Here is a 14,638-nt window from a genome sequence, read left to right as displayed (position 1 = left end):
TGAGATTCTCATCTGAAATAACAGAAACCCCCGTAATGCGTTTATGCATCAGGGATATTTAAAACTGTCAGTGATGAGAATTCGTTACATCGGGATGAAGTACCTGAACGGAAACAGAAGAGAAAAATGTAGCACAGGATGGCAGGGCGGCAAGAGAGTAATAAGAAATTGACTAAACCGCAGACACGAAAAAGGCGGCAAATGCCGCCTCTTCTGCTTACTACTTTAACGTATGCCGCTGGTTTATTTATACAGTTCAGCTGTACCGTACAGGTGGTTGTCACCGGAAGCACCGATGATACGGTAAGAACTTGCACCGGCTTCACTGGCTTTAGCATTCAGTTTGTCCTGCAGGCTGCTCAGGCTGTTACCTGAAGTTGCGCTGACGACACCCATCGCCTGCTGACCTGACGGAGCGGACTGAACTTCAGTCGCTGCCAGGGTAGAGAATGAAGCGGTTGCCAGAGCGATAGCGGCGAGAGTCATCGTAATATTTTTCATATTGTTTTTCATAATACATATCCTCAATTCGTTTATTAAGCTTTGCCAGGCGTTGTCATCAACGTTCATTTAATGTGCAAAGCTGTCTTCTGTCCGATCTAACATCTAGCTTATTAATCGTTAACTAAATGTAGGTTACCCATGATGCAAAATTTCTTACTTATTTATACAGCTCAGCAGTACCGTGCAGATGGTTGTCACCAGAAGCACCGATGATGCGGTATGAACTTGCGCCAGCTTCGTTAGCTTTTGCATTCAGTTTGTTCTGCAGGCTGGATAAATCGTTGCTTGAAGAAGCGCTTACTACACCGATTGATTGTTGTCCCGTTGGGGCAGACTGAACTTCAGTCGCTGCCAGGGTGGAGAAAGAAGCGGTAGCAAGGGCAATTGCAGCTAATGTCATTGTGATGTTTTTCATGATGTATTCCTTTTTATCTCTTTATCAGCAGGTGATGATTCGGTCAGACGTTTTTAATTAACGTTCGATAATTAAATCTTAGACCTGGATCACATTCTGTGCAACTTATTTATTTATTAATCGTTAACTAATTGTGCGGCACAATCTGCTAACGCAATCTTCATCTCTTATTTGTACAGCTCAGCAGTGCCGTACATGTGGTTTTCACCGGAAGCACCGATGATGCGGTAAGAGCTTGCACCCGCTTCAGTGGCTTTCGCATTCAGTTTTGACTGAAGGGTACCCAGATCACCATTTGAAGAAGCGCTGATGGTACCGATAGTTTGTTCACCTGCCGGAGCAGACTGAACTTCAGTGGCAGCAAGGGTAGAGAAAGAAGCGGTAGCCAGTGTCAGAGCGGCGATGGTCATTGCGATAGTTTTCATGATGTCTTTTCCTGTCCGTTAATTTGTTTGGGGGGCCTGATGAAGGCGCCTCAGTTTCGGTTCAACGTTATTTATTAGTTAACGTTCGATAAGTAAATGGTAAGGGGTGTTGCGAGTTTGTGCAAGATGTTTTTTTAATGAGCATTAACTAATTGTGCTGTGACTCAGGTCACGTTCAGGAAGGTGGTTGTTTTTGTTTTGTTAAATTTATGTTTTTAAAATGGTTCATCCAAATGGAATGGAACAGACATATCCATAATTTCGCTAAATGAATCTTTAATGATCGCTAAGTTAATGGTTGGTTCTGACCGGAGAGGATGATAAAACAAAGGTCGGCTGAAAAAGATAAGGCGACCAGAGCCGCCTTATCGTTATTCCTGCCCTGACTAACGTTCGTCAGGCGCCACGCTTAGTAATAGATAGAAGCGGGCTGATGACCAGAGGTCGAAGGTGCAGGTGGCTGAGTCGGAGAAGTGGAAATACGGCCCTGCGTAACTTTTTTGTTCGCGCAGGTAGCCGGGTTACAGAAGTTACTGTCACCGGTCACATTGACCATTCTCACTTCCTGACTCAGTAAAGGCATCATGATAACCTGCTGTGCGGCAACATTGGCAACCGGTACAGCGGTTAATGCCAGAACTGCAAGAAGGATTTTAAAGTTACTCATGATGTTACGTCCTGGGTTTGTTGCTTATAAAAGCGTTTATAGCTGTGCTGCTTTGCGGGTTTGAGTGATTTTCTTATCGCTCGATAATTAAATAATAAACTCCGCTGGACTTGTGCGCAACTATTTTTAATAATGATCGTTAAGTTATTTCTATAACTATTTTAATAACCATAATCACAATGGTGATGGAAGGAGGGTGTATGAGCACTGAACAGACGGCTTTGGTCCGGAAAAGTCGCGGTCGCCCAAAACAGTTCGACCGTGGAACTGCTCTGAGCAAGGCCCTGAATTTATTCTGGCGCCATGGTTACGAGGCCACTTCATTAGCCGATTTGGTCGAAGCAACCGGTGCAAAGGCACCTACTTTGTATGCCGAATTCGGTAATAAAGAAGGGCTTTTTCGTGCAGCCGTTGAGCACTATCTGAAAAACTTTTACGAAAAGAGCTCATGTTTACTGAGCAGAACAGATTTGTCCGTCGAAGATACGGTCGGGCGCTACCTGCGTGCCATCGTTGAGCTGTTTACCGACTGCGACACGCCAAGTGGCTGTTTCATGATCAGCGCATCATCCGGGATGTCTTCATCTTCTGCGGATATTGCCGAAATGCTGCGCGCCCGCCACCTCTCGCAGGAACGCACTTTGTTTGAATATTTCGAGAAGAAAAAAGAGAGCGGCGATCTGAAAACGGTAACGGACAGCGCCCTGCTGGCGAAATACCTCGCCTGTACCATTCAGGGTTTTTCCGTTCAGGCGCGTGACGGCGCAAGTTCCGATGAGCTAAACCGGCTGATCGACGTAGTCATGAAACTGTGGCCGGAGCTGACTAAAGCGACAGTTGTCAGTAAAGCCGCACATTAACCGCTGAGTTTTAGACAATTGTTAAGAAAGAGAATAGAACGCCAGGTGCTGAGTATTTCGGGCCTGGCGTTAGGCGGTATAGACTTTGAGAAACCGGCGGGTGATCCGGGGCTTTTTGGCCCTGACAGCATCACCTGGCGAATTCACGGAGACTTCTCTTCAATGCTTTGCGGTGGTGTCAGTGCCTTACTGCTGCAAATGCTCCATCCTCTGGCGCTCGCCGGTGTCTGGGATCATTCCTCATTTCGTCAAGATATGCTTGGCCGTCTTCGTCGCACCAGTCAGTTTATTTCAGCGACGACTTTTGCACCGGTCAATGATGCCAATACCTTGATCGAAAAAGTAAAATCTATCCATTTGCGCGTCACCGGAACCGATGCTTACGGCACGCCTTATGCCGCCAGTGATCCGGATTTACTGGTCTGGGTTCACGTTGCCGAAGCGTACAGTTTCCTGCAATCGCATCTGCGTTATCGCAATCCTTCACTCAGTCTGAGCGATCAGAACCGCTATTATCAGGAATTTTCCCGCGTCGCAGAAAGCCTTGGTGCGGTAAATGTGCCCGCCAGCGTGGCGGCGGTAGAGGATTATTTGCAGGCGATGCGCCCGCAGTTACGCTGCGATGAGCGCACGCGGGAAGTGGTGAGATTATTGCAAAATGCCCCCGCGCCAAGCCGTCTGGCGAAGCCGGTCGGCAGCCTGATGATCAGTGCCGGAATTGAGCTTTTACCCGACTGGGCGGCTGCCCAACTGGGAATTTCCTTTTCCCCGCGCAAGCGTTGCAGAATTCGTTTTGCCACCCGACGCATCGCCGGCGTACTGCGCTGGGCGGTGAGAAACGGCTCATGGCATCGCGCCATGCGCCGTATGGGACGTCTGAGCTGACCCTTAAAGGTGCGGATAAACGCCGGGGCCGATCGGCAAACCGAGCAGATACCAGCCCACCAGCATCAGCAGCCACACCACGAAAAACACAACCGGATATGGCAGCACCAGCGAATAATAGGTGCCGAGTTTCGCCTCTTTGTTGTACCGCTGAAGGAAGCCGAGGAACAGCGGCACGAAAGGTGACATGGGCGCGAGCGGGATCACTGAGGAATCTGCCACACGGAACACGATTTGTGCGAAAGCCGGATGGAAGCCGAGCAGCATAAACATCGGCACGAAAATCGGTGCCAGAATCGACCAGATTGCCGAGCCGCTGGCGATAAACATACACAGCAACGCCGACAGGAAGATCAGACCGAGAAATGCCGGAATACCGGTCATGCCTAAGTTTTCCAGCACATCCGTCAGCCCGATCGCCATGAATTTCCCCATATTGCTCCAGTTAAAAAATGCCACAAACTGGGAGAGCGGGAACACCATCACAATAAACCCAGCCATCGATTTCATCGGGTCGACCAGTAAATCCGGCACGTCGCTGGCGTTGCGGATTTGTTTCGTGACCATGCCATAAGGCACTGAAATCACGAAGAAGAACAAAATGATCAGCGGCACAATGCCCTGAATAAATGGCGAAGGAATAATCCCGCCGGTTTTCGGGTTACGCAGCGGCGCGGCTTCCGGCACTACCAGCAACGCGACCAGCCCAATGAACACCAGCGCCGCAACTCCGCTGGCCATCAGTCCGCGGTTCTGCTCCGGCGTCAGCTTTTTCATCTCTTCATTGCGTTCGCCCTGGTACACCGGCAGGCGCGGTTCGACGAATTTATCGGTCAGGATAGCGCCGACAATGGTCAGCAGGATCACCGACGCAGCCATAAAGTACCAGTTGTCGATCACGCTCACCTGCACCGCCGGATTGATGGCTTTCGCCGCTTCGGTACTCAGGCCGGACAACAACACATCGGTCGTCACAATCAGCAGATTAGCGGTAAACCCGCAGCCCACACCGGCAATGGCTGCCAGTAAACCGGCTACCGGATGGCGACCGACCGCGAGGAATATCAGCGCGCCCAGCGGCGGCATCACCACCAGCGCAGCATCCGACGAAATATGGCTGAAAAAAGCGATAAAAATCACCATATAACTGGCGTAACGGGCATTCACTTTGGACGCCATTTTATACATCAGGCTTTGCAGCAGCCCGACACGCTCCGCCAGTCCGGCACCAATCACCAGCGCCAGAATCGAACCCAGCGGGGTAAATCCGCTGAAATTTTTGATGACGTTCGGCAAAATCCACTGAATGCCTTCCACACTCAGCAAATTTTTAACGCGGATAATCTCGCCGTTGGTCGGGTTTACTGCCGTGATGTTGAACCCTGAAATCACCGCACTGGCGACCATCAGCAAAGCAATCAGATAAACAAATAATAAAAACGGATTGGGAATTTTATTACCAATGCGTTCAACCCACTGGAGAAATCCTCCCGGGCTCTGGCCGGAGTCCTGCGCCTGAATACTCATCTGTTAACCCTCTGTCGTGTTTGATTTTTTTATAATTTTTTCGCCCATCAGCGCCGGAACGGGGCGCGGATGAGCGGTTTACTTCATTAACGGACATCAATGATTTACTTCAGTGGTGACGGTTTCACACCGGTCGGGATCGGACACTGATACGGGCGTCGTGCGCGTTGTGCATCGCGCTCTTTCTGACAGGCCGCCAGTAAATCCGGCTGAGTGAACAGTTCAATCGCGGTCGATGACATGACTTTTGCCGCCAGACACATCCCTTTGTGCGCGACAGAAGTGCGTCCCTGCGACACAATCTGCCAGGTATGCAGCGGCGAGCCGACCGCAAAGCACGGGCTGAAACACTGTGCAGTGGGCACCAGCCAGCTGACATCACCGACGTCCGTTGAACCGTAGAGGATATTGCCGTTCGGGGCATAGGGTGCAACGTGGTCAGTCAGCGGGGAATGGCGCAGGGTTTCGGCGAATTCCACGCCTTCTGCGCCGCTGGTGCGGGAAATATTCAGCAGATTATTATCGATATCCTGTTCGGTCAGCGTGGCGTGAATCGACGCCGCAAATGCCCGCTCTTCGTCGGTGTAATGCGGTGTGCCGTAAGCCTGCACGAACTGATACATCGCGCTTTCCAGCGTGCGATTAGGGACATAATTGGAACAGGCTTTATCAAAGCGCATCGACATCTGTGTGCCGGTCATCAGCGCCGCGCCTTTGGCAATATCCACCACGCGGTCGAATATCGCCTGCGCCTGATCCATCTGCGGAGCGCGCACCAGATACAGCACTTCGGCATCGGCCTGCACCACGTTTGGCGAAATCCCGCCCGCATTGGTGATTGCGTAATGCAGGCGCGCTTCCTGAATGATGTGTTCGCGCAGGAAGTTCGCGCCGGTATTCATCAGCGTCAGGGCATCCAGCGCGCTGCGACCGAGATGCGGCGCAGCGGCGGCGTGTGAGGACACGCCTTTAAAGCTGAATGAGGCCTGAATATTGGCCAGCGTCTGATTGCTGAATATGCCGCTGTAAGTTTCCGGATGCCAGGTCAGCGCGGCATCCACGTCATCGAATAACCCTTCGCGCGCCATAAAGGTTTTGCCGGAACCGCCTTCTTCACCGGGACACCCGTAAAAGCGCACCGTGCCAGCAAGATTTTCGCGCTCCATCCAGGCTTTTACCGCCAATGCCCCACCGAGCGCTGCTGTGCCCAGCAGATTATGACCGCAGCCGTGTCCATTGCCGTTTTCCACCAGCGGTTGCGCTACATCGCAACCGGCTTTCTGGCTTAAACCAGCCAGCGCATCGAATTCTCCGAGCAGGGCGATCACCGGTTTACCGCTGCCGAAGCTGGCAATAAACGCGGTTTCCATGCCACCGACACCACGCTCAACCGCAAATCCGCTGGCTTCGAGTTTGTCAGCCAGTAACGCTGAGGAGAAGGATTCCACAAAGCGGGTTTCAGGGTGATCCCAGATGGCATCGCTGATTTCGGCCAGCGCGGGTTGCTGGTTATCAATAAAGTCATTGATGAAATTGACGATATTTTGTTGATGAGCCATCAGTTCACTCCTTTGAATTCAGCAATATTCAGCGCCAATGCCGCCAGCGTTTTGATGCCCTGCATCATCACTTTTTCATCGAAATCGAACAGTTCATTGTGATGACCCGCGCTCAGATCGGTGCCGAAAATGACATAAGAGGCTTCGCCGCCGCGGGATTTCACGCGTTCCATCATGTACGTGGCATCTTCAGAACCGGCCGCGCCTTCCTGACGGTCAATGATGTGCTCGAATTCGCCGAGTTTTTCCGCCTGACGGTGGATGTAATTCACCCAGGCTGGGGTCGGCGTGCTGCTTTGCGCCGCGCCCATCAGTTTGATATCGAATTTCACCTGATGCATTTCGGCTGCGCCTGAAATCACTTTCAGCGCCTGCTGGTAAATAAATTCATTCACTTCATTGGTCGTGCCGCGGGTTTCCACTTTCATCGTGGCGCTGGAAGGCACCACGTTACGCCCGGTGCCCGCCTGTAAAACGCCGACGTTGATGCGTGAATCACCGCCGCTGTGACGCGGGATCGCGTGCAAACCGAGCGTTGCCTGCGCCGCGGCCAGCAGGGCATTGCGTCCGTCTTCCGGCTTGCCGCCCGCGTGTGAGGCCACGCCGGTGAAATTCACGTCGAGTTTTGTGGTCGCCATAAACGTGTCGTTACCGCAAACGATGTGATTCGCGGGTACGCCGGTGCCGATATGCACGGCGGTAAAATAATCCACATCGTCCACCACGCCTGCTTCAACCATCGATTTCGCGCCACGAGTGCCTTCTTCGGCGGGCTGGAAAATCAGTTTGATGGTGCCGCACAACTGGTCACGTACCTGCATCAGCACTTCCGCCAGCCCGAGGCCAATGGTGGTGTGTCCGTCGTGACCGCATGCGTGCATCATGCCGTGATTGGCGGAAGCAAACCCTTCACGGAACGGACGGTGCTCATCTTCCAGCAGTTCGCATAAATCCAGGGCGTCCATGTCGACCCGAAAACCCATCACCGGACCGGGGCGACCGGTTTCCAGTGTGGCGACAATACCGGTGAAACCGCCGGAAAAATGCGGCATCCAGCGGGCAATTGCCCCCTGTTCCAGCGCACGTTGTTCCTGTTCAGCCAGCACCGTGGCAGAAGGTAAACCCATGCGGGAATCCGCATCGATGACTTCTTTACCCAGTTGCAGCGAATAGCCGAGCTTTTCCAGACGATCGGCCACCAGCGTGGAAGTACGGAATTCCAGCCAGCCGGATTCGGCGTATTTATGCAGGTCACGACGTTGCGTTTGCAGGGAAGGGAACAGCTTTTCTACACGTTCAGAAATCTCATTAACCATCTCGGACTCTCTTTTTACACAGACATGCAGGCTTTCCGCGCAGCGGCAGAAAGGAGGAAATCAACGTTTTGAGAAGTGCAGACCCGGGCGCAGAAAGCGGCGAAAGGCGGCCTTAGATGATTTTCAATGTACATAAAGCAATCAGGGCATATAAGATGCCAAAATCTTCTTAGTGATAATCAGGGGTTATCAAAGAATTTCATGCCATCACAAATAAAAATGCATCAACTGCGGGCGTTTGTGTCGGTTGCACGTCAGGGCAGTATCCGCGCTGCGAGCCGGACGCTGAATTTGTCGCAGCCTGCGCTGACAAAATCGATTAAAGAACTTGAGGAAACCCTCGGGGCGCGGCTGTTTGTCCGCCGCCGTCAGGGCGTGACGCTAACTGACTGTGGTGAAGCGTTTTTTAAGCGCGCAAGCCTGATTCTGGAAGAGCTCCGTGTCGCACAGGAAGATATTTCTCAGCGCCAGGGTGGCACCAGCGGCAGGGTGAATCTCGGTGTGGGTGCCAGTATTGCGCGGACCATTATGCCGGAAGTGGTCGACAGGTTTCACCGCGAATTCCCCAATGTGAAGGTGCGGATCGCCGAAGGGCAGCTGGTGTCGATGATCCCTGAGCTGCGTCAGGGTGAGCTGGATTTCACCGTGAATACCTATTATCAGGGCCCCTTTGATAACGAACTGTTATATGAAAAGCTTATGGATAAAGAGTATCGCGTGGTGGCAAGAAGGGGTCATCCGATGCAAAACGCCCGCTCGATGCAGGAGTTGCGGCACTGCGACTGGACCATGCCGACGCCACGCGGCAGCTATTACAAACTGCTCAGCGAAGTGTTCAGTGAAATGGATGCGGAACCGAATATCAGCGTGATTTGCGAAACATTTATGTCATGCACCAGCCTGATTGCGAAAACCGATTTTCTCAGTGTGCTGTCTGTGGATGTGATTAACGATCCGGTGATCGGCCAGAGTCTGGTGGCGTTAGATCTCGACCTGCCGCTGCCGAAAGCGACGTTCTATCTCATTCAGCGGCGTGATACCACGCTGACGCCAATGGCCGCGTATCTGGCGCAACTGTTTCGCATGTACTGCCGCTGATGTCGATATTTTGATAAAAAAGCGCGTGTTTTAATGATTTATCGGGGATTTTTGGGAATATTGCCCGTTATCGGGCTGGCTTATCCGTTCTACACTGACCATCACAGGGAATAATAAGCTTCCTAATATTGTTGAGGTCATATGCGCCAGTCCGACATTGTTGCTGAAGTCAGTAACGACAAACAAACCCTGACCGCGCTGGTCGAGCAGGACAACCGCGTGGTGTATTTCTACATCTTCGCCCGCGAAGATTTGCGCGACCGCTTTCCGAAAATGCGCGCCTGCTGGGTTCGCAATCTGGTGCCCGCGCCGGTGAACGATGATACCGACGCGATGGAGCAGGGGATTGCCCCGATGCTGGCGGCGCAATATTGCCGCAACCTGGAAGGCGAAGCACCGCTGGATCCGGCACAAATTCAGATCCTGTGGAATGAAAGCGATGACGGCGCGGCATTGTGGTATCAGGGATTGTTGCTGGCGGTGATCCCCGGCTGGAGTTTGTATATCGACCATTCGGTGTGTTATTCCGCAGGCTGCATCAAACAGAATCCGCTGACTTTCCCGCTGGGATCTGCCTCGACTAATACCCAATGTGAACTGGCTGAAAAAACACGTCTGTTCTGGCGTGACTGGCAAAATGAATTCACCAATCCGTGGCCGAAAATTCAGCGCAAGCTGCTGGAATCCTACGAAGACCGTTTTGGCCCGTCGCTGAAATATTATCTGATCAATCAGGGCAGCTGGCCGCCGATGGCGATTTCCCAGCACGAAGATGAAGAAAATTATTACTTCTTCACCGTCGGCATGAGCATCCGCCCGATGCCGCAAATCGATATTGTGTTCAACGATGATGCGGAAAAGCACCGCCGCATCGAACTGGCATTTTCGGTCGGCAAAGAATACGTCACTGAAGAAAACGCCGTGCAGATGGCGAGCGCGCTGTCCGGCTATGCGCAGGTTCCCTGGACCACGCTCAGCTGGCTGGGCGAAGGCCATACGCTGATGTCGCCGATGGCACCCCTCGGTTTCGAAGGTCACGTGATTTCCTCCGCGCTCTGTGGCCCTGCGGACAAAATGCGTCTGCCAAAAATTTACGGTGATCCGGTGAATCAGTTCTGGGTAAGCCCGGTGTTTACCAGCGAGCTGGAGTTTGCGCAGGCGAAACCGAATGGGGGATTTGAACTGGTCGCCGCGATGATCGAGAACGACATCGGGTTTGTGTTTGCGCCGAGAAGCGCGGTGATTTGATGTCAGACCGGACATCGGGCAGTTTCTTCAGAACGAGTGAATTTCGGTTTCTCAATAACTGCGCTCATTTGGCTACTCGTGCCGAAACCGACCAAAGAGGGCTATGACGAGCCCTCTTTGGGATCTCCACGTCTTCCTCACTGATTTTGATACGAAAAGCCGAATTGTTTTGAATTACAGATCGTGCGGGCGATTCAGGAATCTTGCTGAACGGAGCGCATGTTGAAAAAGCCGTCTTAATGCCCGGCTTCGGCATTAAAATCCTCTGCATCCACATCATATCCCGACGGTTCCCACCGTACCGCTGTCAGCACGATAAGGCCTGCCAGTGGCGCTAACGCGATCACCCAGAACACGCCGGTGCCGAGTGCGGCGGAAAGTACCGGGAACAGGAACAGGGAAAGGGTTGAGCTGGTGCGCATCAGCGTCTGGTTGAAGCCGACACCCATGCCGCGTAGTGACGTCGGATAGCTCAGTGAGGCAAATGTCATGGTGTGCGAACCCGGACCGAAGCCCTGACCGAACAGGAATAACGCCAGCATGCCGATGGAAATCGCCGCTTCGCCGCCATCTGCCGGACGGCCAACCAGCGCGAGGCCGATCATCGCCACCAGCTGGCAAGCATAACCGGCGTAGGTCATTTTCCACGCGCCAAATTTCGACACATACCGTACCGCAATCAGACCGCCAACGAAGGCGAAGCACAGATTCAGACCAAGCGAGAACAAAATGGTGCTGATCATCGACTGTTGCAGGAAACTGGATAAGATAACCGGCAGGCCAAATGCCACGGCGTTATAGGCAAAGGATGAAGCTACGGCAGTAACAGTCGCCAGTACAGTGCGGCGCAGATAAATGCCCTGCAACAACGTGCCGTAGTTGCGCCATGCGGCTTTGCGCACTTTTACCTGCGGCGTTTTATCCGCATCGTCGGCAACAACCGCATTGATGTTGTAAGACTTACGCAGGATCGCCGCCGCACTTTGCAGGTCGCCCTGATTCGCCGCCCAGACTGGTGATTCGTTCATATAACGGTGGCGGATAGCGATGATAAGAATCGCCGGAACCGCGCCGAAACCGAGGATAAGACGCCACAACCAGTCGGTATGCGTGGCAGGCAGCACTGCATAAAGCAGCAGAACCAGTAAATAAGAAACGCTGATCGCCGCGTACCATGTCGGGCACCACATCGCCACGCGAGAGGCTTTATTGCCGCGCCCCTGAAGTTTTGAAAACTCCGCCAGAAACGCCATCGCGACGGGTAAATCGATGCCGACGCCTAATCCCATCACGAAACGCGAGCCGCCGAGCACCCATTCGTTCGGCGCAAAGGCGCAGGCCAGTGCGGCGATCACGAAGAAGAACATGTCGGCCATGAATACGCGGTAACGGCCAATTTTGTCGGTCAGATAGCCGCCAAAGAGTGCGCCGACAATCGCTCCGAAGGTGATGGCGGAAGCCACAAAGCCTGCGCCGGAAGGTGTCAGACCAAACTGGCGGGTGATATCTTTCATCCCGAAAGCCAGCGCGCCGAGGTCATAGGCGTCGAGGAAAACGCCGCCCAGTGCGATAGCAATCACGATGCGTGCGTCGCTGATTTTCGCAGCGCCGCGGTTCACTAACTGAGTTATATCGGCAGCGGAACGAATCACCACCGGTTTGCCAGACGCAGAATCTGGGCTGTAGTCCCCTGAAGAGGCGGCGGGAGAGGCCGCAAATGAATCAGACATTGTTGTGTTTACGCTTTTTGACAAAAAAACCAGCATAGAGGCGAGGTGATGCCCGTCACAAGTCCTGATTAGAGGTTGAGTAAAAACAAATGGCTATAAGTTAAAACAAAGTGATCTAAGATGCCTGCGGCCAGCATAAAACAGCCTTGATCACCTTGCCGCTGCGGGTATCTTCAATGGCCTGATTAATCTCTTCAAAGTCGTAAAAATGCAGCAACCGGTCAAAGGGAAAACTGCCTGACTGCCACAACGAAATCATTTTTGGGATGAATTCCTGCGCCACCGAATCACCCTGGATAACACTGAGGATTTTTCGCCGACGCGGGAGCGTTGCGCCGCCCGCACCGGTCAGGCGGACCATTACGCCGCCGTCTTTTAGCGCGTCCTGCCCGAGTTTATCCAGTGATGAAACGCCCGCCGTGTCGATGACGTAATCGAGCTGACCTTGCAGATTGCGCTCCCTACCGGTTTTCAGGGCTTCGGTTGCACCCAGTTCCTGCGCCAAATCTAACCGGTGCTGATGCTGGTCGAGCGCGATGATCTCTTTTGCTCCGGCAATTTTCGCCGCCATCACCGCCGCCATGCCGACCGCGCCGGTGCCGATAACCAGCAGGCGGTCGCCTTGTTTCACCTTCAGCGTATTCATTACCGTACCCGCACCGGTTTGCAGGCCGCAGCCGAGCGGCGCGAGGGTTGCCAGCGGCAGGGATTTATCGACCTTCACCAGATTCTGTTCTGTCACCAGCGCGTAACTGGCAAACGACGACTGGCCGAAGAAATGGCCGTCAATTCCTTGCGGATAGGCACTGCTGCCGTCGAGACGTGAGAAGCCGAAATTGAGTGTAGAAAAGTGCTCACAATCTACCGGACGATGCGCTGAACAGGCATCACACTGGCCGCAGGACTGAAATGACAGCGCCACGTGATCGCCCGGTTTCACGTTTTTAACCGCGCTGCCAACCTGATCGACAATCCCCGCACCCTCGTGGCCTAAAACTGCGCCCGGCGAGATAAAACCAAGATCGGTGTGACAAATTCCGCAGGCAACAATGCGCACGCCCACTTCATTGCGTCGTGGCGCGGCCAGACTGATTTTCTCGAATTTCAGCTGGTGATCGCTGCATGCGACAGCGGCACGGATCACGCGGGGATGCGTTCTCTGCGGATGTTGAACTGACATCTGATACTCCTTTTAAAAGGATCACGGACGGCGGCGTCTCCGCGATTTCGCGGATAAGCTTCGAACATTTCGGCATTTTACTCTGCTACCGCCTCCTGCTTTTATGGTTCACCATCCATTCCCCTGCGCGAAATTGGACTATTCTTGTTAGCAGCTTGTTTATTCAGATGAAAGCAGAAAGACAGAGCAGTCGCCGGGCGACAAAAACCAACATAACCCGATAAGAGGATAGAACATGACTGTAACAACCGGGCAAGTACGGGGATTTTCAGTGGCAGCGCTGGCGCTGGTTTCCGCATTAAGTTTCAGCGCACAGGCCGCTGATGATGCCGTACGTGTGGGCTCAAAAATTGATACCGAAGGTTCGCTGCTCGGTAACATCATTATTCAGGTGCTGGAAGCCAACGGTATTCATACCACCAATAAATTGCAGCTGGGAACGACGAAAGTGGTGCGCGGTGCGATCACCGCCGGTGAAATCGATATCTATCCGGAATACACCGGTAACGGCGCGTTCTTCTTCTCCGACGATAAAGATCCGGCGTGGAAAAATGCGCAGGCCGGTTTCGATAAAGTCAAAAAGCTGGATTACGACCAGAACAAAATTGTCTGGCTGAATCCGTCTCCGGCGAACAATACCTGGACTATCGCGGTGCGTCAGGACGTGGCCAGTGCGCACAACCTGAAATCACTGGGTGATTTGGGCAAATTCATCAGCAGCGGCGGCGAGTTCAAACTGGCGGCCTCGGCAGAGTTTATCGAGCGTCCGGATGCTTTACCGGCGTTTGAAAATGCCTACGGTTTCAAACTGAATCAGGCGCAGTTGCTGTCGCTGGCAGGCGGTGATACGGCGGTGACCATCAAAGCGGCAGCGGAAAAAACCTCTGATGTGAACGCGGCGATGGCCTACGGTACAGACGGCCCGGTCGCGGCGCTTGGCCTGCAAACGCTGGAAGATCCGAAAGGCGTGCAACCGATTTATGCGCCTGCGCCAATCATCCGCGAGGCGGCTCTGAAAGCGCATCCGAACATTCCTGATTTGCTTAAACCGGTATTTGCTTCACTCGACACCAAAACATTGCAGGGTCTGAACGCGAAAATCGCGGTTGATGGTCAGGATGCGAAAAAAGTGGCGGCGAAGTATTTGCAGGAAAAAGGTTTCGTTAAAAAATAACCGGGCAGTGACGCCCGGAGCACGGCCCTTGGGTCGTGCTCTCTGATATC

At 53.1% G+C, this 14,638-nt stretch carries 14 protein-coding genes; 5 read left to right on the top strand and 9 right to left on the bottom strand.

The genetic code is table 11. The features are described 5' to 3' along the window. Positions 1 to 243: 243 nt before the first annotated feature. From bhsA (D5398_RS02385) to D5398_RS02370, 4 genes are all read right to left on the bottom strand, one after another. On the bottom strand, positions 244 to 501 hold the full coding sequence (bhsA, locus tag D5398_RS02385) for a multiple stress resistance protein BhsA (RefSeq protein ID WP_120506665.1): 258 nt from the start codon (positions 499 to 501) through the stop codon (positions 244 to 246). A 160-nt stretch (positions 502 to 661) separates the two neighbouring features. Then, positions 662 to 919, bottom strand: coding sequence for a multiple stress resistance protein BhsA (bhsA, locus tag D5398_RS02380; RefSeq protein ID WP_120133658.1), 258 nt, complete (start codon positions 917 to 919; stop codon positions 662 to 664). A gap of 167 nt (positions 920 to 1,086) precedes the next feature. Continuing rightward, the gene (gene bhsA / locus D5398_RS02375; RefSeq protein WP_120506176.1) at positions 1,087 to 1,344 is read right to left on the bottom strand and encodes a multiple stress resistance protein BhsA; all 258 of its coding nucleotides are present in this window, start codon (positions 1,342 to 1,344) and stop codon (positions 1,087 to 1,089) included. A gap of 409 nt (positions 1,345 to 1,753) precedes the next feature. Continuing rightward, positions 1,754 to 2,011, bottom strand: a complete 258-nt coding sequence (locus tag D5398_RS02370) for a hypothetical protein (protein WP_120506175.1) — start codon at positions 2,009 to 2,011, stop codon at positions 1,754 to 1,756. A 200-nt stretch (positions 2,012 to 2,211) separates the two neighbouring features. Between D5398_RS02370 and D5398_RS02365 the strand changes: the two genes are divergently transcribed. Both D5398_RS02365 and D5398_RS02360 read left to right on the top strand, forming a co-directional pair. After that, positions 2,212 to 2,871 (top strand): TetR/AcrR family transcriptional regulator, encoded by a 660-nt coding sequence (locus D5398_RS02365; protein WP_120506174.1) that lies wholly within the window; start codon positions 2,212 to 2,214, stop codon positions 2,869 to 2,871. An 18-nt stretch (positions 2,872 to 2,889) separates the two neighbouring features. After that, positions 2,890 to 3,756: an oxygenase MpaB family protein gene (locus tag D5398_RS02360; RefSeq protein ID WP_120506173.1), complete on the top strand. Its 867-nt coding sequence runs from the start codon at positions 2,890 to 2,892 to the stop codon at positions 3,754 to 3,756. Positions 3,757 to 3,759: 3 nt separating this feature from the next. On the opposite strand, the gene abgT is transcribed toward D5398_RS02360, so the two are convergent. From abgT to D5398_RS02345, 3 genes are all read right to left on the bottom strand, one after another. Beyond that, positions 3,760 to 5,283 (bottom strand): p-aminobenzoyl-glutamate transporter, encoded by a 1,524-nt coding sequence (abgT, locus tag D5398_RS02355; RefSeq protein WP_120506172.1) that lies wholly within the window; start codon positions 5,281 to 5,283, stop codon positions 3,760 to 3,762. Positions 5,284 to 5,387: 104 nt separating this feature from the next. Next, a complete protein-coding gene (locus D5398_RS02350; RefSeq protein ID WP_120506171.1) occupies positions 5,388 to 6,842 on the bottom strand; it encodes a M20 family metallopeptidase in 1,455 nt (484 codons plus the stop codon). Then, positions 6,842 to 8,158, bottom strand: a complete 1,317-nt coding sequence (locus tag D5398_RS02345; protein ID WP_120506170.1) for a M20 family metallo-hydrolase — start codon at positions 8,156 to 8,158, stop codon at positions 6,842 to 6,844. Before D5398_RS02345 ends, D5398_RS02350 begins: the two co-directional genes overlap by 1 nt. Before the next feature lie 201 nt (positions 8,159 to 8,359). Between D5398_RS02345 and D5398_RS02340 the strand changes: the two genes are divergently transcribed. Together D5398_RS02340 and D5398_RS02335 are read left to right on the top strand one after the other, a co-directional pair. Next, a complete protein-coding gene (locus D5398_RS02340; protein ID WP_120506169.1) occupies positions 8,360 to 9,256 on the top strand; it encodes a LysR family transcriptional regulator in 897 nt (298 codons plus the stop codon). A gap of 141 nt (positions 9,257 to 9,397) precedes the next feature. After that, on the top strand, positions 9,398 to 10,504 hold the full coding sequence (locus D5398_RS02335) for a suppressor of fused domain protein (protein WP_120506168.1): 1,107 nt from the start codon (positions 9,398 to 9,400) through the stop codon (positions 10,502 to 10,504). A 236-nt stretch (positions 10,505 to 10,740) separates the two neighbouring features. Here the strand turns inward: D5398_RS02335 and D5398_RS02330 are convergent, their stop codons facing one another. Further along, positions 10,741 to 12,234: an MFS transporter gene (locus tag D5398_RS02330; protein WP_120506664.1), complete on the bottom strand. Its 1,494-nt coding sequence runs from the start codon at positions 12,232 to 12,234 to the stop codon at positions 10,741 to 10,743. Between the two features lie 115 nt (positions 12,235 to 12,349). After that, a complete protein-coding gene (locus D5398_RS02325; RefSeq protein WP_120506167.1) occupies positions 12,350 to 13,414 on the bottom strand; it encodes an NAD(P)-dependent alcohol dehydrogenase in 1,065 nt (354 codons plus the stop codon). 235 nt (positions 13,415 to 13,649) lie between these two features. Here D5398_RS02325 and osmF point away from each other — a divergent pair, with 235 nt between their 5' ends. Continuing rightward, positions 13,650 to 14,588: a glycine betaine ABC transporter substrate-binding protein OsmF gene (gene osmF, locus D5398_RS02320; protein ID WP_120506166.1), complete on the top strand. Its 939-nt coding sequence runs from the start codon at positions 13,650 to 13,652 to the stop codon at positions 14,586 to 14,588. Positions 14,589 to 14,638 lie beyond the last annotated feature (50 nt).

Origin of the sequence: Rahnella bruchi, assembly GCF_003614975.1 — a bacterium.
GTDB lineage: Bacteria > Pseudomonadota > Gammaproteobacteria > Enterobacterales > Enterobacteriaceae > Rahnella > Rahnella bruchi.
The sequence above is the reverse complement of the archived record's forward strand: the minus strand, read 5'-3'. Positions and strand labels throughout refer to the sequence as shown.

Coding starts and splice junctions, on each gene's coding strand:
- bhsA (WP_120506665.1), bottom strand. CDS start 501: ATGAAAAATATTACGATGACTCTCGCCGCTATCGCTCTGGCAACCGCT.
- bhsA (WP_120133658.1), bottom strand. CDS start 919: ATGAAAAACATCACAATGACATTAGCTGCAATTGCCCTTGCTACCGCT.
- bhsA (WP_120506176.1), bottom strand. CDS start 1,344: ATGAAAACTATCGCAATGACCATCGCCGCTCTGACACTGGCTACCGCT.
- D5398_RS02370 (WP_120506175.1), bottom strand. CDS start 2,011: ATGAGTAACTTTAAAATCCTTCTTGCAGTTCTGGCATTAACCGCTGTA.
- D5398_RS02365 (WP_120506174.1), top strand. CDS start 2,212: ATGAGCACTGAACAGACGGCTTTGGTCCGGAAAAGTCGCGGTCGCCCA.
- abgT (WP_120506172.1), bottom strand. CDS start 5,283: ATGAGTATTCAGGCGCAGGACTCCGGCCAGAGCCCGGGAGGATTTCTC.
- D5398_RS02350 (WP_120506171.1), bottom strand. CDS start 6,842: ATGGCTCATCAACAAAATATCGTCAATTTCATCAATGACTTTATTGAT.
- D5398_RS02345 (WP_120506170.1), bottom strand. CDS start 8,158: ATGGTTAATGAGATTTCTGAACGTGTAGAAAAGCTGTTCCCTTCCCTG.
- D5398_RS02340 (WP_120506169.1), top strand. CDS start 8,360: ATGCCATCACAAATAAAAATGCATCAACTGCGGGCGTTTGTGTCGGTT.
- D5398_RS02335 (WP_120506168.1), top strand. CDS start 9,398: ATGCGCCAGTCCGACATTGTTGCTGAAGTCAGTAACGACAAACAAACC.
- D5398_RS02330 (WP_120506664.1), bottom strand. CDS start 12,234: ATGTCTGATTCATTTGCGGCCTCTCCCGCCGCCTCTTCAGGGGACTAC.
- D5398_RS02325 (WP_120506167.1), bottom strand. CDS start 13,414: ATGTCAGTTCAACATCCGCAGAGAACGCATCCCCGCGTGATCCGTGCC.
- osmF (WP_120506166.1), top strand. CDS start 13,650: ATGACTGTAACAACCGGGCAAGTACGGGGATTTTCAGTGGCAGCGCTG.